The organism is Ruegeria sp. CI5, assembly GCF_056536885.1.
The window spans coordinates 1-16,183 of the sequence record NZ_JBQFQN010000009.1; the positions used below are offsets into that span (position 1 = coordinate 1).

14 protein-coding genes are annotated in these 16,183 nt (G+C 63.8%); 11 read left to right on the forward strand and 3 right to left on the reverse strand.

The window, feature by feature from the left end; genetic code table 11:
* Both ACR0BA_RS18080 and ACR0BA_RS18085 read left to right on the forward strand, forming a co-directional pair.
* On the forward strand, positions 1-1,110 hold a 1,110-nt coding region (locus tag ACR0BA_RS18080), incomplete at its 5' end, for a COG4223 family protein (protein WP_480729293.1).
* A gap of 10 nt (positions 1,111-1,120) precedes the next feature.
* Positions 1,121-2,629, forward strand: a complete 1,509-nt coding sequence (locus tag ACR0BA_RS18085; RefSeq protein WP_170510682.1) for a heme biosynthesis protein HemY — start codon at positions 1,121-1,123, stop codon at positions 2,627-2,629.
* On the opposite strand, the gene ACR0BA_RS18090 is transcribed toward ACR0BA_RS18085, so the two are convergent.
* Genes ACR0BA_RS18090 through ACR0BA_RS18100 form a run of 3 tightly spaced genes read right to left on the reverse strand, consistent with a single transcriptional unit; the run spans position 2,626 to position 5,724 of the window.
* Positions 2,626-3,666, reverse strand: coding sequence for an ABC transporter substrate-binding protein (locus tag ACR0BA_RS18090; protein ID WP_480729295.1), 1,041 nt, complete (start codon positions 3,664-3,666; stop codon positions 2,626-2,628). The two genes, ACR0BA_RS18085 and ACR0BA_RS18090, sit on opposite strands and share 4 nt — an antisense overlap.
* On the reverse strand, positions 3,663-5,060 hold the full coding sequence (locus tag ACR0BA_RS18095) for a sensor histidine kinase N-terminal domain-containing protein (protein WP_480729296.1): 1,398 nt from the start codon (positions 5,058-5,060) through the stop codon (positions 3,663-3,665). Before ACR0BA_RS18095 ends, ACR0BA_RS18090 begins: the two co-directional genes overlap by 4 nt.
* Positions 5,053-5,724, reverse strand: a complete 672-nt coding sequence (locus ACR0BA_RS18100) for a response regulator transcription factor (protein WP_170340612.1) — start codon at positions 5,722-5,724, stop codon at positions 5,053-5,055. The genes ACR0BA_RS18095 and ACR0BA_RS18100 overlap by 8 nt, the downstream gene beginning before the upstream one ends.
* 157 nt (positions 5,725-5,881) lie before the next feature.
* On the opposite strand from ACR0BA_RS18100, the gene ACR0BA_RS18105 reads away from it, so the two are divergent.
* The 9 genes from ACR0BA_RS18105 (at position 5,882) to ACR0BA_RS18145 (ending at position 16,175) form a co-directional block, all read left to right on the forward strand.
* Complete coding sequence (locus tag ACR0BA_RS18105) at positions 5,882-6,850, forward strand: Bug family tripartite tricarboxylate transporter substrate binding protein (protein ID WP_093963854.1); 969 nt, start codon at positions 5,882-5,884, stop codon at positions 6,848-6,850.
* A 78-nt stretch (positions 6,851-6,928) separates the two neighbouring features.
* Positions 6,929-7,360, forward strand: coding sequence for a tripartite tricarboxylate transporter TctB family protein (locus tag ACR0BA_RS18110; protein WP_170340610.1), 432 nt, complete (start codon positions 6,929-6,931; stop codon positions 7,358-7,360).
* A gap of 9 nt (positions 7,361-7,369) precedes the next feature.
* Positions 7,370-8,908 (forward strand): tripartite tricarboxylate transporter permease, encoded by a 1,539-nt coding sequence (locus ACR0BA_RS18115; protein ID WP_170361033.1) that lies wholly within the window; start codon positions 7,370-7,372, stop codon positions 8,906-8,908.
* A gap of 141 nt (positions 8,909-9,049) precedes the next feature.
* The gene (locus ACR0BA_RS18120; protein WP_480729338.1) at positions 9,050-10,126 is read left to right on the forward strand and encodes an MHYT domain-containing protein; all 1,077 of its coding nucleotides are present in this window, start codon (positions 9,050-9,052) and stop codon (positions 10,124-10,126) included.
* 133 nt (positions 10,127-10,259) lie between these two features.
* A complete protein-coding gene (locus ACR0BA_RS18125; RefSeq protein WP_480729298.1) occupies positions 10,260-11,093 on the forward strand; it encodes an FAD binding domain-containing protein in 834 nt (277 codons plus the stop codon).
* Positions 11,094-11,107: 14 nt separating this feature from the next.
* Positions 11,108-11,602: a (2Fe-2S)-binding protein gene (locus tag ACR0BA_RS18130; protein WP_093963851.1), complete on the forward strand. Its 495-nt coding sequence runs from the start codon at positions 11,108-11,110 to the stop codon at positions 11,600-11,602.
* The gene (locus tag ACR0BA_RS18135; protein WP_480729299.1) at positions 11,599-14,016 is read left to right on the forward strand and encodes an aerobic carbon-monoxide dehydrogenase large subunit; all 2,418 of its coding nucleotides are present in this window, start codon (positions 11,599-11,601) and stop codon (positions 14,014-14,016) included. The genes ACR0BA_RS18130 and ACR0BA_RS18135 overlap by 4 nt, the downstream gene beginning before the upstream one ends.
* 168 nt (positions 14,017-14,184) lie before the next feature.
* Positions 14,185-14,985, forward strand: a complete 801-nt coding sequence (locus ACR0BA_RS18140) for an AAA family ATPase (protein ID WP_244952329.1) — start codon at positions 14,185-14,187, stop codon at positions 14,983-14,985.
* Positions 14,985-16,175: a vWA domain-containing protein gene (locus tag ACR0BA_RS18145; RefSeq protein ID WP_480729340.1), complete on the forward strand. Its 1,191-nt coding sequence runs from the start codon at positions 14,985-14,987 to the stop codon at positions 16,173-16,175. Before ACR0BA_RS18140 ends, ACR0BA_RS18145 begins: the two co-directional genes overlap by 1 nt.
* Positions 16,176-16,183: the final 8 nt, after the last annotated feature.

A 16,183-nucleotide genomic window follows, 5' to 3' on the forward strand; every position in this document is an offset into this window, starting at 1 on the left:
GAAGCCGAAGCCGAAGCCGAAGCCGAAGCCGAAGCCGAAGCCGAAGCCGAAGCCGAAGCCGAAGCCGAAGCCGAAGCCGAAGCCGAAGCCGAAGCCGAAGCCGAAGCCGAACGGGCTACGGCAACCGATCAGCAACCTGAGGCCAAGCGAAGCGGGTTCATACCGGCGCTGATCGGTGGCGTCATCGCGGCGGCGCTGGGGTTCGCCGCCGGACGCAGCGATCTGCTTTGGCCGGCAGGGTCCGATCCGTCCGAGGCGATTGCAGCGCTTGAGACCAAGGTGTCCGACCAGGCTCAGCAACTGGCTGACCTGAGCAAGCAATTGTCTGAAGTTCCCGACCCGTCCGCTGAAATCGCGGCGCTGAGCGCCAAGCTGACGCCGATCGAAAGCGATCTTGGCGCGCTCAAATCCAATGTCGACGATCTGTCCGGCAAGCTCGACCCCTTGGCGCAACGCGTCGCACAGCTTGAGGCACGTCCGTTGACCGACGCCGCCTCGCCCGAAACCGTTGCGGCCGTCGAGGCCGAGCTGAAGAAGCTGCAGGAGTCGCTGGCCGCCCAGCGTGCCGAAGTCGAAAAGATGGTCGCCGAAGCGCAAACCCTGGACGCACAGGCCCAGGCCCGGGCACAGGCGGCAGAGAACCTGGCCGTGCTGTCCAAGATTCAGGGTCAATTGGATGCCGGCGCACCCTATGCCGATCTGGTGGCCCAGTTGCAGACCGGCGGCGTGCAGGTGCCGGAAGCCCTGTCCGCTCCGGCTGGCGAAGGTGTGCCGACACTGACGGATCTGCGCGAGAGTTTTGCGCCTGCCGCCCGAACTGCGCTGGCAGATGCGCGCGAAGCCGACAAGGGAACGGGCCTTGTCGCCTTTCTTCAGCGGCAGACCGGCGCCCGGTCCGTTTCGCCAAAAGATGGCAATGATCCCGACGCCATCCTGTCACGAGCAGAGGCCGCGTTGGGCAAAGGTGACATTGGCACGGCCTTGACCGAGCTGGGCGCGCTTCCGGAAGCGGCGCAGCCAGCAATGGCCGAATGGATCGCGGCTGCCAAAACCCGCCAATCCGCGGTCGAAGCCGCCAATGCGCTTGTGACAAGCGTGAACTCGAACTGAGGGGCCTGCCATGCTCTGGTCATTGTTGAAGATCCTGGTTTTTGTCGCGATCGTCGGCCTTCTGGCCATGGGGGCAGGCGTTCTGATGGAAACCAGCGGTGGCATCCAGATCACCGCGATGGGAACCGAAGTCACGCTCAGCCCGCTGCAGTCGGTGATCGCGCTGGGCCTGCTGGTTCTGGCGGTTTGGCTGTTCTTCAAGCTGCTCAACCTGCTGATTGCGACCCTGAAATTCCTCAACGGTGATGAAACTGCCCTTTCGCGCTATTTCGACCGCAGCCGCGAGAAACGGGGTTATCAGGCGCTGGCTGACGGGTTGATGGCGCTGGCCTCGGGCGAGGGGCGGACGGCCATGACGATGGCGCACAAGGCAGAACGGCTGCTGAACAAGCCGGAGCTGACCAACCTTCTGGTGGCCCAGGCGGCCGAAATGGTCGGTGACACTAAGAAGGCCTCGGAAACCTACAAGAAACTGGTGACGGATCAGGCCACACGTTTCGTCGGCGTGCGCGGAATCATGAAACAGAAGTTGGCCGAGGGCGACGATGAAACCGCGCGCAAACTCGCCGAAAAGGCACTGGCGCTGAAGCCGCGGCATCAGGAAACGCAGGATGTGCTTCTGAAACTGCAGACCAAGGCGCAGGACTGGGCCGGCGCACGGTCGACCCTGACCGCCAAGTTGAAGTCCGGCGCGCTGCCGCGTGATGTGTACAAGCGACGCGACGCTGTTCTGGCCCTGTCCGAGGCCAAGGGAATTCTGGACGAAACCGCCAGTGTCGAACAGCAGGAGCGCGCGATCGAGGCGAACCGCCTCTCACCCGACCTGGTGCCGGCGGCAGCCATGGCCGCACGGGCCTACATCGCCAAGGGTAAGCCGCGCGCCGCGACAAAGATTCTCAAAAAGGCATGGGAGGCGCAGCCGCATCCGGATCTGGCCCATGCCTTTGCCGAGATCGTGCCCGACGAAACCGCCGAGGAACGGGTCAAGCGCTTTACGGCATTGACGCGCATCCATCCCGAGCATCTGGAAACCCGCCTGATTTTGGCCGAGCTGAACATCGTCGCCGAAGACTTTCCCGAGGCCCGCCGGGCGCTTGGCGATGTGGTCGAGAAAGGTGCCGATGCCCGAGCCTATACCCTGATGGCCGCCATCGAGCGCGGCGAAGGGGCCTCGGACGCGGTGGTACAGGGCTGGCTGGCCAAAGCGTTGAATGCGCCGCGCGGGCCGCAATGGGTTTGCGACAACTGCCATGACATCCAGGCTGAATGGGCGCCGGTCTGCCCCAACTGTCACAGCTTTGACACGCTCAGCTGGCAGACGCCCAAAACCCCCGAGATCGCCACGGCGACGGGTGTTCACATGCTTCCTCTGATCGTGGGGGCGTTGGAAGACCGCTCGGATATGGCCGAGGACGCCGAGATCGAGGATATCCCCGAGCCCGAGATTGTCGACGCCAGCATGGCTGATCAGGCCCCCGAAGAGCCTGAGACCGAAGACGCCGGACCGAAACCGGCCTAGCGGGCGGTTTCGACCTCGAACGCGTCGTTCCACAGTTTGAACAACTCTGCCCGGCGGTTCGGGTCGCTGGCCACCAGAAGGGCGGGCGACAGGGGGATGAACCGTCGTGCGCTGGGCGTCAGTCCGGTCTCGGCCGAGTCCATCCGGGACACAAGCCCCGAGGTTGCGAGCAAGTCCTGTGCCTGTGCAGAGAGCAGGAAATCCAGCAAACGGGCTGCATCGGCACTGTTGCCTGCATTCTTCGGGATCAGAAAGGCGCGGGACAGAACGAGAGTGTAGTCCTCAGGCAAGATCACCCCAACTGCCGGGTCCTGGGCATTCGCTACATATGAGCCAAGCACGTTGTAGGCGATCAGGAACCGGCCCTCGGCAACGTCGCGAATGATCTCGGCGGAACAACAGGTGGCGATGGCATCTATGCGCGCGAAACCTTCGATCAATGACCCGAAGGTGGTCGCCTCGAGACTGTCGCCATAGGCAAACAGATACCCCAGCCCCGAGGCCGCGATGTCATAGGTCGCCACCCGGCCGCGCAGCAGGTCGGGGCGAGTACGCATCGCGTCCAGCAGGGCAAAGCGGCTGCGCGGCACCTCCAGATCGTCCAGACGGTCCTTGTTGTAGACGATGACGGCAGGTTCGGTGGTGATACCCCACAGCTCGTCCCGCCAGCGCCGGGCCGGGGGCAGCGCCTGCGTCAGGGCCGAGCTGTAGCGGTGGGCGCAGGCGGCATTGACCAACCAGACCATCTGCTGAACGGCCGAGGAAAACACCGCATCGGCCGGGCTGTCGCCGGTCTTGCAGGCCGTCTTGCTGTGCTGGAACAGCGCGTTCGAGCCCCATTGTTCATAGGTGATGGTCAGGTCGGGGTTTTGCGCCGCGAACTGCTCCATCACCGGGCGGATAATGCCGATATCCGTGGTCGAGCGCACCAGCAGGGGGGTGGGTCCGGTGCCGAATTCGGTCACTGCCTCCTGCGCAGGTGTGCGGGTAGCAGGCATCAGCAGGCACAGGGCCAGCGGGATCAAATACCGTATCATGCGCCTGTTCCTTCGGTTGCGGCTGGAAAGTTTAGCGATACGCGAAACCCGTCATCGGTGCGGGTCATCTCGACGGTGCCGTCAAAGGCTTCGGCGGTGGATTTGACGATCGACAGGCCCAGCCCGCTGCTGTCCTCGCCCGAGCCTGCGTTGCGGTTGAACCGGTCGCCCAGCCGGGCAGAGACCGACGTTTCCGGCCCCGGGCCGCTGTCGCGCACCCACAGAACGGCCCGGCCACCGTCCAGGCTGGCGCCGATGCTGACCGGGGCCTTGCCATGGCGCAGCGCGTTGCCCAGCAGGTTCTTGGTGGCCTCGCCCAGCGAAAACGCATCGCCCCGCACCCAGACCGGGTCTTCCCCGATTTTCAGATGCACCTCGACACCTGGGGCGATCACCTCGTGGTCGCTCTGCTCCAACGCCTCAAGCGCCACTTCGCGCAGATCGACCGGCAGGCGCGGGGCGCTGTCGATGCGGTGGATGACCATCGCGCGCGACAAAAGCTGATCCAGAAGTTTCCCGAGCGACCGCGTACGGGTCAGCAGCCGGTTCAGCGCGCGGCGCCCGGCGGGGCTGTCGGGATCCGCCTGCGCGATCTCGGCCTGCACCCGGATGGCGGCGACCGGGGTGCGCAACTGATGCGCGGTATCGGCGATCAGGTTGCGCATCGACAGAACCTGCCGGTCCAGCCGCCCCATGAACCGGTTCATCGCCGCGATCATGACCTGCAATTCGCGCGGCAGCCCGTCGCTGGCCACCGGCGTCAGGTCGTAGGGGTCGCGGCGGATCAGGTCGTCCGACATCGCCTCGAGCGGGCGCAGCGCAGAACGGGTGACGAACCAGGACATGATCAGCAGCAACGCGCCCGCCACCGCCATCGGCAGCAGGGCATCCAGCATCAGCCCGGCGGTCATCGCGCGCCGCGCCAGCAAGGTCTGCCCGACCACGATTTCGACTTCGCCGGAAAAGTCCCGCTCGGCGAACAGGCGGGGCAGTCGGACGAACCGGGCCGGTTCCCCGTTCAAGTCGGCCGCGAAATACTGGGCCGCTTGGCTGACGGGCTGCGGGGGCGCGATCACCGTGTCCGGGTCCAGCCCGGTGATGAAGCGCCCGTCGGGCCCGCGCACCGCGTAATAGATCCGGTCATCCGGGGCCTGGGCCAGCAGCTCAAACGCCGAAACCGGCAGGTCGACGATGGGCTGGCCGTCCTGGATGCGCACGGATTCGGCGATGTCGCTGGCCGCCCCCAGCAGCAGCCGGTCATAGGCCTGACGGGCCGCCAGCCGGCCGTTGGCCCAGATCGACAGGCCGACCAGCACGCCGCCGAGAACAAGGATCAGCATCACCGCGCTCAGCACCCGGGCGGTCAGGCTGTGGGGCAGGGGCGGCCTAACCATGCAGGCCGATCCGGTATCCGACCCCGCGCTGGGTTGTGATGGTCACACCGCTGCCCGAGAATTTCTTGCGCAGCCGGGCGATATAAAGCTCGATTGCGTTCACGCCCACATCGGCATCCTCGAATCCGTAAAGCGAGTCGTACAGCCGCGCCTTGGACAGGAACTGCCCCTCGTGCCGGATCAGGGCGTCCAGCACGGCAGCCTCGCGCGCGGTCAGGTTCAGGCGTTTGCCGCCCAGCGTGGCGCTGCGGTCCTTGGGGGCATAGACCAGCGGGCCCAGCGTGATCTGCTCGCTCTTGCGGTCGGCGTCGCGGCGCACCAGCGCGCGCAGCCGCGCCTCGAGTTCGCGCTGGTCGAAGGGTTTGCCCAGATAATCGTCGGCCCCTTTGTCCAGCGCGGCGACCCGGTCCTCGACCGCGGTCAGCGCGGTCAGCATCAAGACCGGAATGCGGTCGCCACCGCCACGGATTTCGTCCAGAAAGCCCAGGCCCGACCCGTCGGGCAGGTTGATGTCCAGCAGGATCGCGTCATAGCCTTGGACCGCGCGGAAATCGCGCGCGGCCTCGACCGAGGTCGCCAGATCGCAGACGACACCGGACCGGCCCAGATGGGCCACGACGCCCTCGGCCAGATCCTCGGCATCCTCGATCATCAATACGCGCATTGTCCCCCCGAACGCCCGTCGCAACATGACAGGTTCGTGACAGCATTATTCGTTAAAGAAAATCAACCTGCAAGGAAGGGCTGCGCGCCCGACTCCCTGCAGGGACCGGTTTCGTCTGCGTAACAGCAGGCCAAGAAGACCCTAGGAGGAGAACCAAATGAAACTGTTTGGAACCGGCGGCGTCGTAGCCGCTGCCGTATTCGCCCTGACCGGCTTTGCCGCCAGCGCTCAGGAATGTATTGCACCGGCAAACCCCGGTGGTGGTTGGGATTTCACCTGCCGTCAGGTGGGCAAGTCGCTGCAGGATCTGGGCCTGATCGACCAGACCATGCAGGTCGTGAACCTGGCCGGTGGCGGCGGTGGCGTGGCCTTTGCCGAGGTGGTGAACAAGCGCAATGACGACAACAACCTGATTGTCGCCGCAAGTGCCGCAACCGCAACCCGTCTGGCCCAGGGCGCCTATCCGGGCAACACCATGGATCAGGTCCGCTGGCTGGCCGCGATCGGCGCCGACTATGGCGTGATCGCCGTGGCTGCCGATAGCCCCGTCAACACCCTGCCCGAGCTGCTGGACCAGATCAAAGCCGACCCGGCTTCGGTTTCGGTTGCGGGCGGTTCGGCCGTGGGCGGCTGGGACCACCTGAAGGTGCTGATCGCGGCCAACGCCTATGGCATCGACGATGTCCGCGCGGTCAAGTACATCGCCTTTGACGGTGGCGGCGAGGCGGTGACCCAGCTGCTGGCCGGCTCGGTCCAGGCCTTTACCGGTGACATTTCCGAAGCCAAGGGTTTCGTGGATTCCGGCGACATCAAAGTGATCGCGGTTCTGGCGCCCGAGCGTCTGCCCGGTGAATTCGCTGACTTCCCGACCGCCAAGGAACAGGGTGTGGATGCCATCGGCGCCAACTGGCGCGGTTTCTACGCTCCGGGCGGCATGTCGGACGAGGCCTACAACGACTGGGTCGCAAAAATCGGTGACCTGTATGCGTCGGACGAGTGGAAAGAAGTGATGGCCGCCAACGGTCTGGCTCCGCTGGACCTGCAGGGCGAGGACTTCCAGAACTTCGTTGCCGAGTCCGTCGGTCAGATCCAGACCATCTCGAAAGAGATCGGGATCATCAAGTAACCGCACCACTCACGTGCAGGCGGGTGCCGCGACAGCGTGGCGCCCGCACTCTTTTTTCCCGAACAACAGGAGACACCGATGAGTGACCGCATCTTCGGGGTTGTCGGACTTCTTCTTGCCATTGGTTTCGCGATATCCGCGCTGGCGATCGAAGAAAGCTTTCTGTCCGATGCCGTTGGGCCCAAGGCCTTTCCTTTGATCATCGCCGCCATTCTGGGCGTGTCCAGCGCGGTGATCGCCCTACGCCCGGACGCCGAGCCGGAGTGGCCGGCCCTTGGCCGTCTGGTCGAGATCGCCGCCGCGGTGGTGGTCATGATCCTGTATGCCGAATTGCTGCCCGAGCTGGGCTTCGTCATCGCAACGGCCTTTGCCGCGGCCTACCTGGCCTGGCGATTGGGGTCCGGCCCGATCGAAAGCGTTCTGGTCGGCGTGGGTACCTCGGTTGGCATCTACGTCATTTTCCACCTGGTTCTGGGCCTGTCGCTGGCCAAAGGGCCGCTGGGTTTCTAGGGGGCGATCATGGAAACTTTTGCATCCTTGGCCGATGGGTTCGCCATCGCGCTGACTTGGCAGAACCTGATGTTGGCCCTTCTGGGCTGCTTTCTGGGTACGGTCATGGGCGCGCTGCCGGGCCTTGGCCCGTCGAACGGCGTGGCCATCCTAATCCCGCTGGCCTTCACGCTGGGGCTGGGCGCGACACCGTCGCTGATCCTGCTGACCAGTGTCTATTACGGGGCGATGTACGGGGGGCGGATCTCGTCGATCCTGCTGAACATCCCCGGCGACGAGCCTGCGATGATGACCTGTCTGGATGGGCATCCCATGGCCAAAAAAGGCCTGGCGGGTGAGGCTCTTTCGCTGTCGGGTATCGCCTCGTTTGTCGGCGCGTTCCTGGCGACCTGGGGTCTGATCCTGCTGGCGCCTCAGCTGGTCAAAGTGGCACTGCTGTTCGGCCCGGCCGAATATTTTGCCCTTTTTGCGCTGGCGTTCATGACGCTGGGCGGTGTGTCGTCGACCAACCAGGCCAAATCGGCTTTTGCCGCCGCGCTGGGGCTTGGACTGGCGACCATCGGCGTTGATACCCAAACGGGCGTGCCGCGCTTTACCTATGGCGAAGTGCATCTGTACGACGGGATCGATTTCCTGGTGGCCATCGTCGGGCTGTTTGCCCTGTCCGAGGTATTCATTTTCCTCGAACACCGGCATGGCGGGTCTGACGCCGAGGGCAGCAAGCTGAAAATCGGCAAGCTCTACCCTCCGATGTCGATGATCAAGAGCTGCACGCCGACGATGCTGCGCACCTCGTTCCTGGGCTTCATCGCCGGGGTTCTTCCCGGGGCCGGGGCATCACTGGGGTCGTTCATTTCGTACTCGATGGAAAAGCGGCTGGTGGACAAGAAAAACACCTTTGGCACCGGTGATCCGCGCGGCGTGGCCGCGCCCGAGGCTGGCAACAACGCCGCCGCCGGAGGCGCATTGGTACCGATGCTGGCGCTGGGCGTTCCGGGGTCGGGTACCACGGCGGTACTGCTGGCGGTGTTGCTGGCGCTGAACATCACGCCCGGGCCGCTGTTGTTCACCCAGAATCCGGATGTGGTTTGGGGCCTGATCGCGGCGCTGTTCATCGCCAACTTCATGCTGCTGGCCATGAACATCCCAATGGTGGGCCTGTTCACCCGCGTGCTGATGATCCCGTCGCGCATCCTGATGCCGATCGTGGCCATGGTCAGCTTTGTCGGCATCTACGGCATTTCCGGGTCCAGCTTTGACCTGCTGGTGATGATCGGGTTCGGCGTGATGGGCTGGGTCCTGCGCAAGCTGGACGTGCCGCTGGTGCCGATCATTCTGGGTACCCTGCTGGGCAACGCGATGGAGAACAACCTGCGTCGCGCCGTGACCATCGACAATGGCAACTGGTGGACCCTGATCGACAGCCCGCTGTCCATCGGGTTGTGGGCGATCGCGATCATCGGCTTTGTCCTGCCCCTGATCGTGGGCGCCCGGGTCAAGGCCAAGATGCACCAGCGTCGTGACGAAGAAGGCGCGATCAGCGATTGATCTGCCTGTCCGCCGCCCGCCGAAATGGTCGGGCGGCGGATCGTTTGCCGGCCCGTGACCTGCAGGGTCCGCCTGCCGATTGTCCCAGACACTTCGCTTTGCTAACGTCACTCTCGCGTCGGGGAGGGCGTGCAAACCGAAATGCTGGATTACTCGCATAACGCTTGGCTCGTAGCGGCCTCGTTGGCCGTCGCACTCATGGCCGGTTTCACCGGCCTGTATCTGACGCATGGTGCTTCAAAGCTGGATGACCAGAGGCGGAAGTTCGTCGTCGCCCTGGCTGCGGTCATTCTGGGCGGCGGCATCTGGTCGATGCATTTCGTGGCCATGCTGGGCCTGCAACTGCCGATCCTGTTTTACTATGACGCGTTGATCACTCTGATCTCGGCCCTGGTTGCCATTCTGATGGTCGGGCTGGCGCTGCTGCTGTTGCATTTCCGCGCGCGTAGCCCGGGCACGATTGTCGGCGCGGGTGTGATCGTGGGTCTTGGTATCGTGGTGATGCACTATATCGGCATGGCCGGGATGGAGCTGTGCCGCCCCGTCTACACCGCATCGGACGTTGCGATCGCGACCGTGGCTTCGGTGTTGCTGTCAGTGCTGGCGATCTGGGTTGCCTACGACAATCGCACCCAGCGCAATATCCTGCTGGGCACGGTGTGTTTTGGCCTGGCCGTGTTCACCATGCACTTCGTCGCCACGGGCCTGACCGATTTTACCGCCAGTGACAATGCAGGTGGCGCAGGCCCGGCTTTGAACAATCAGGTTCTTGCGATGGGGGTGACCGTTGCGGTGTTCCTGATTTGCGGGGCATTCCTGCTGACCGGGATCACCTTTATCGGGCCCGAGCCAGCGGCCGAAGCGCCGCAGCCGGAACCGGCTCTGCGCGCAGGCGTCCCGTTCGAGCGCGAGGGCCAGACCTTTTTCACCGAACCAGCGCGCATCGCCGCCATTCGGGCCGAGGGGCACTACACCGTTTTGTACATGGGCGCCGAGAAACTGTTCTGCCCTTGGTCGATCACCGAGGCTGAAACCCGCCTGAAACCAGACGGCTTTTTGCGGTCCCACCGAAGTTACCTCGTGAACCCCAGACACGTTTCCCGGTTTGAGCGGCACAAGGACAACGGCACCTGTTATTTCGACCAGGTCGATGCGCTCAGCAAGGTGCCGGTCAGCCGATCCCGCCTGACGGACATCCGCGAGGCGCTGGGCCTCTGATCGCAACTCGTGCAGCCCATTCGCATTTCGTGAAACAACCCGCGCCCCCCGTTCCTGCGCGATAGCCTGCGCACGCCCTCAGGACTTTGCTTAATCCCAAGGCCCCGACGTGAACGGGCCAAGGGAGGAAAACATGATACCAGCCGGTTTCGAGTATCACCGGCCAGGCGACGTCGCCTCGGCCATCGGCATTCTGCAGGAACTCGGGGACGAAGCGCGCGTGATCGCAGGCGGGCACAGTCTGATCCCGATGATGAAGCTGCGCATGGCCGAGATGGGCCATCTGGTCGACCTGCAGGCCATCGAGGAACTCAAAGGCATCGAGGTCGGGTCAAATACCGTGACCCTGGGCGCGATGGTCACGCAGCACGAGTTGATCACTCACGACGGTCTGGCCGACGCGATCCCGTTGATCCGCGAAGCGGCGCTGCAGATCGCGGATCCGCAGGTGCGGTACATGGGTACGGTCGGCGGGAACGTGGCCAACGGGGATCCGGGCAATGACATGCCGGGTCTGATGCAGTGCCTGAACGCGGCGTTCGAACTGTCCGGCCCTGACGGCACCCGCAGCGTCCCGGCCCGCGATTTCTACGAGGCGGCCTATTTCACCGCCCGCGAGGACGAGGAGATCCTGACGCGGATTTCCATCCCTGTTCCCGGCCCCGGTATCGGGCAGGCCTATGAAAAGCAGAAACGCAAGATCGGCGACTACGCAACCGCGGCCGCCGCAGTGATGGTTGGCAACGGTCAGGCATCGGTGGCGATGACCAACCTGTCCGACACGCCCGTCTGGTCTGACGCGGCCAGCGCGGCATTGGCTTCGGGCGATGTCGACGGCTGCGTGGCCGCGATGCTCGAGGCGATCGACCCGGTGGCCGACAACCGCGGACCCGTCGAATTCAAGAAACACGTGGCCGCGGTGATGCTGCGCCGCGCCATCGACCGTGCGCAGAGCCGCGCGGGCTGAGGGGAGGAACACAGATGTCGAAGATGCATGTCAAACTCACCGTGAACGGCAAGCAGGTCGAAGGCCTGGCCGAGCCGCGCACGTTGCTGATCCACTTCCTGCGGGAAGATCTGAAAATCACCGGCCCGCATATCGGTTGCGAAACCAGCCACTGCGGAGCCTGTACGGTGGATATCGACGGCAAATCCGTCAAATCCTGCACAACCTTCGTGGCGCAGGTGAACGGGGCCGATATCACGACCGTCGAAGGGCTGACCAACGACGACGGCAGCCTTGGTGTGCTGCAGGAAATGTTCCGCGAGCATCACGGGCTTCAGTGCGGTTTCTGTACGCCGGGCATGATCACCCGCGCGCATCGCCTGCTGCAGGAAAACCCCAACCCGACCGAAGAAGAAATCCGCTTTGGCATGGCCGGCAATCTCTGCCGCTGCACCGGGTACCAGAACATCGTCAAGGCGATCTCGGCCTCGGCTGACATGCTGAACGCGCAGAAGGAGGCCGCGGAATGAACGACCAGACCATGACCCCCGAAGAACGCGCCGCCAACCTCAAGGGGATGGGCAGCTCGCGCAAACGCGTCGAGGACGTGCGCTTTACCCAAGGCAAGGGCAACTACGTCGATGACATCAAGCTGGACGGAATGCTGTTCGGCGCCTTTGTCCGTTCACCCTATGCCCATGCCCGGGTTGTCAGCGTCAACAAAGAGGCCGCTCTGGCCGTGCCAGGTGTCGTGGCCGTTCTGACGGCCGAGGACTTGGCGCCGCTGGGTCTGCACTGGATGCCCACGCTTGCTGGCGACAAGCAGATGGTGCTGGCCGACGGCAAGGTGCTGTTCCAGGGCCAGGAGGTGGCCTATGTAGTTGCTGAAGACCGCTATGTTGCCGCGGATGCCGTCGAACTGGTGGAAGTCGAATACGAGGAATTGCCGGTTATTACCGACCCGTTCGAGGCGCTGAAATCCGACGTGGTGCTGCGTGAGGATCTGGAAGGTCAGACCGAAGGCGCCCACGGCCCGCGCAAGCATCACAACCACATCTTCACCTGGGAACAGGGCGACAAGGACGCGACTGAAGCCGTTCTGGCCGAAGCCGATGTGGTGGCCGAGGAAATGGTCTACTACCACCGCACCCATCCCTGTCCGCTTGAGACCTGCGGCTGCGTGGCCAGCATGGACAAGGTGACCGGCAAGCTGACGCTGTACGGCACCTTCCAGGCGCCGCATGCGATCCGCACCGTCGTGTCCCTGATTTCGGGCCTGGCCGAGCACAATATCCGGGTGATCAGCCCCGATATCGGTGGCGGTTTCGGCAACAAGGTGGGCGCTTATGCGGGTTATGTCTGTTCGGTCGTGGCCTCGATCGTCACCGGTCAGCCGGTGAAATGGGTCGAGAACCGGATGGAAAACCTGATGTCCACCGCCTTTGCCCGCGACTACTGGATGCAGGGCAAGATCGCCGCCACCAAAGACGGCAAGATCACGGGCCTGTGGTGTCATACAACCGCGGACCACGGTGGGTTCGACGCCTGCGCCGACCCGACCAAGTTCCCGGCCGGGTTCATGAACATCTGCACCGGGTCCTACGACATCCCGACCGCCTATCTGGCCGTGGACGGCGTCTACACCAACAAGGCTCCGGGGGGTGTGGCCTATCGCTGTTCCTTCCGCGTGACCGAGGCCGCCTATTTCATCGAGCGGATGATCGAGGTTCTGGCAATCAAGTTGAACATGGACGCGGCCGAGCTGCGCCGGATCAATTTCATCAAGGCCGACCAGTTCCCCTATCAGTCCGCGCTGGGATGGGAATATGACTCGGGCGATTACCACACCGCCTGGGACAAGGCGCTGGCTGCGGTTGGATACGAGGATCTGCGTGCCGAACAGGCACAGCGGGTCGAGGACTTCAAGGCCGGCAAGACGCGCAAGCTTCTGGGGATTGGTCTGACGCATTTTACCGAAATCGTCGGGGCAGGGCCTGTGAAGAACTGCGATATTCTGGGCTTGGGGATGTTCGACAGCTGCGAAATCCGCATCCACCCGACCGGGTCAGCCATCGCGCGGCTGGGGACGATCTCACAGGGCCAGGGTCACGCCACGACCTTTGCCCAGATCATCGCCAGCGAGATCGGTCTTCCAGCCGACGACATCACGCTGGAGGAAGGAGACACCGACACCGCGCCCTATGGCTTGGGCACCTATGGCTCTCGGTCCACGCCGGTTGCTGGGGCTGCAACAGCCATGGCTGCACGCAAGATCCGCGCCAAGGCGCAGATGATCGCGGCCTATCTGCTTGAGGTTCACGACGACGATGTCGAATGGGACGTGGACCGGTTCGCGGTCAAAGGCGCGCCCGAGCGTTTCAAGACGATGAAAGAGATCGCCTTTGCCGCTTACAACCAAGCCATCCCGGGGTTGGAGCCGGGTCTAGAAGCCGTCAGCTACTATGACCCGCCCAACATGACCTATCCGTTCGGCGCCTATATCTGTGTCATGGAGATCGATGTCGATACCGGCGAATGGGAAGTCCGGCAGTTCTATGCGCTGGACGATTGCGGAACCCGGATCAACCCGATGATCATCGAAGGTCAGGTTCATGGCGGTGTGACCGAGGCGCTGGCCATCGCGATGGGTCAAGAGATTGCCTATGATGAGATGGGCAACGTCAAGACCGGCACGCTGATGGACTTCTTCCTGCCAACCGCGTGGGAAACGCCCAACTACACGACCGATCACACGGTGACCCCCTCGCCGCATCACCCGATCGGCGCGAAGGGTGTCGGCGAAAGCCCGAATGTGGGTGGTGTGCCGGCGTTCTCGAATGCGGTGCATGATGCCTTCCGGCCCTTTGGCCTGGTTCAGAGCCACATGCCGCATGACCATTGGCGGATCTGGAAGATCGCCAACGGTTTGGGGATGCACGGGTAGTCGGTTTCGGACCGGCGAGGCCCGGTCCGACCGAACGGAGGGGGTGCTGACCCCCTCCGACCCCCTCGGGATATTTTGGTCAAACGAAGATTGGACCCTGGTGTGACACTGAGTGACGTTCAGAACGGTTTGGCCCAGCAGGGCTATGTTGCCGACGACCGGTTGGCGATGGCTTTGCATTTGGCCCAGACTCTGGGACGACCGCTGCTGCTGGAGGGTCCGGCCGGTGTCGGTAAGACCGAAGTGGCCAAGGCGTTGGCGGCGTGGCGCGACACCCGTTTGATCCGCTTGCAGTGTTACGAAGGATTGGACGCCAGTCACGCGATCTATGAGTGGAACTACCAGCGGCAGCTGCTGGCCATCCGTGCCTCCGAGGCGCGCGGCGGAACCAGCGAGGCCCAGCTGTTTTCCGACGACTATCTGCTGAAGCGGCCGTTGCTGGAGGCGATCAGCGCCGATGATCCGCCCGTTCTGCTGATCGATGAGATTGACCGGGCCGATGAAGAATTTGAGGCCTACCTGCTTGAAATCCTGTCGGACTTTCAGATCACGATCCCGGAACTGGGGACGATTTCCGCCAAAACGCGACCCATCGTCATTCTGACCGCAAACGGCACGCGCGATCTTTCGGACGCGCTGCGGCGGCGGTGTCTTTACAGCTTTTTGAACTATCCGTCCGGCGAGACCGAAATGGCCATCCTGCGGGCACGGATGCCCGAAGTCGAAGGGCTGTTGGCGCGGCAGATCATCGGAGTGGTTCAGAACCTGCGCAAGGAAGATCTGGAAAAGACACCCGGCATTGCCGAGATGCTCGACTGGGCCGCGGCCCTGTCGGGTCTTGGCGTCAACGATCTGTCCCAATCGCCCGAGGCCGTACAGGCCACACTGGTTTGTCTGCTGAAGACCGCTGCGGACTATGATGCCGTTCCGCCCGAGGTTATGGATCGCCTGATCGGAAAGGTCGCGTGATGCAGGTAACACGGTTTCCATCGCGGGCGCATGGATTGGCCGATCGGATGGCGGGTTTCGTGGCGCATCTGCGCGGGAACGGTTTGCGGGTCGGACCGCGTGAGACCGGAGATGCGCTGGCCGCACTGGCCTCGGTCGAGGCCACCGATGTCGGGCAGGCGCGGGATGCCTTGTGTGCCCTGATGTCCGGGGATGCCGAGGATTGGCGGCGCTTTGACGATTTGTTCGATGCCTATTGGTTCAACGCGGGCAAGCAGCGGAGCGGCGTCGCACAGAACACCCATGTCAAGGTCCAGTCGGCCAAGCCGATGATCTGGCAGACCGAAGATCGCGGAGATTCCGCTGACGATTCCCCAGATGCGCAGGATGCCAGCACCCCCGATTCCGGGGATGGACAGGCAGAAGGAACGGACGGGAAGCTGATCGCAACCCGGACCGACAACCTGTCACGCCGGGATCTGCGCGAGTTGATGGATGAGCAATCCCTGCGCCGGGCCGAAGCCGCGGCGCTCGCCCTGGCGCGGGCGATCCGGGATCGACGTTCGCGCAGGCGCAAACAGGCGCGGCGGGGTCCGGCGCTGGACATGCGTCGCATCCAGCGGGCGAGCCTTGCGCGCGGAGGCGAGCCTTTGGAGCTGTTTCGCCGTGCCCGACTGCCTCGCCCGATGCGGATCGTCGCGCTGTGCGATGTCAGCGGGTCGATGACCGTCTATTCGCGGGTATTTCTGGCCTTTCTCAAGGGCCTTGTGGCCAGCGGCACGGATGCGGATGCCTATCTGTTTCACACGCGGTTGATGCGGGTCACCGATGCGTTGCGGGACCACGACACCTTGCGCGCCGCTGGCCGGTTGTCACTGATGGCCGAAGGTTTTGGCGGCGGCACGGACATCTCTGGCAGTCTCGAAAGGTTTCTGGACGGATACGGTGCGCGGGCGCTGAATGGGCGCACCATCGTGCTGATCCTTTCGGATGGCTATTGCAGCTCTGACCCGCAGGCGCTGGGTGCGGCTCTGGCGAGGATCCGGCGCAAGGCGCGCAGGATCGTCTGGCTGAACCCTCTGAAAGGTTGGGAGAATTATCAGCCCGTCGCCGCCGCCATGCAGGCCGCCTTGCCCCAACTGGATGCGCACCTTCCGGCAAACACGCTCGACGCGCTGGCCGCGTTGGAGCCCGAGTTTCAAAAGTTGTGAGAGGAACC

Excerpts from the sequence above, each read along its gene's own strand:
- ACR0BA_RS18085 (WP_170510682.1), top strand. The coding sequence starts at position 1,121 with ATGCTCTGGTCATTGTTGAAGATCCTGGTTTTTGTCGCGATCGTCGGC.
- ACR0BA_RS18090 (WP_480729295.1), bottom strand. The coding sequence starts at position 3,666 with ATGATACGGTATTTGATCCCGCTGGCCCTGTGCCTGCTGATGCCTGCT.
- ACR0BA_RS18095 (WP_480729296.1), bottom strand. The coding sequence starts at position 5,060 with ATGGTTAGGCCGCCCCTGCCCCACAGCCTGACCGCCCGGGTGCTGAGC.
- ACR0BA_RS18100 (WP_170340612.1), bottom strand. The coding sequence starts at position 5,724 with ATGCGCGTATTGATGATCGAGGATGCCGAGGATCTGGCCGAGGGCGTC.
- ACR0BA_RS18105 (WP_093963854.1), top strand. The coding sequence starts at position 5,882 with ATGAAACTGTTTGGAACCGGCGGCGTCGTAGCCGCTGCCGTATTCGCC.
- ACR0BA_RS18110 (WP_170340610.1), top strand. The coding sequence starts at position 6,929 with ATGAGTGACCGCATCTTCGGGGTTGTCGGACTTCTTCTTGCCATTGGT.
- ACR0BA_RS18115 (WP_170361033.1), top strand. The coding sequence starts at position 7,370 with ATGGAAACTTTTGCATCCTTGGCCGATGGGTTCGCCATCGCGCTGACT.
- ACR0BA_RS18120 (WP_480729338.1), top strand. The coding sequence starts at position 9,050 with ATGCTGGATTACTCGCATAACGCTTGGCTCGTAGCGGCCTCGTTGGCC.
- ACR0BA_RS18125 (WP_480729298.1), top strand. The coding sequence starts at position 10,260 with ATGATACCAGCCGGTTTCGAGTATCACCGGCCAGGCGACGTCGCCTCG.
- ACR0BA_RS18130 (WP_093963851.1), top strand. The coding sequence starts at position 11,108 with ATGTCGAAGATGCATGTCAAACTCACCGTGAACGGCAAGCAGGTCGAA.
- ACR0BA_RS18135 (WP_480729299.1), top strand. The coding sequence starts at position 11,599 with ATGAACGACCAGACCATGACCCCCGAAGAACGCGCCGCCAACCTCAAG.
- ACR0BA_RS18140 (WP_244952329.1), top strand. The coding sequence starts at position 14,185 with ATGGCTTTGCATTTGGCCCAGACTCTGGGACGACCGCTGCTGCTGGAG.
- ACR0BA_RS18145 (WP_480729340.1), top strand. The coding sequence starts at position 14,985 with ATGCAGGTAACACGGTTTCCATCGCGGGCGCATGGATTGGCCGATCGG.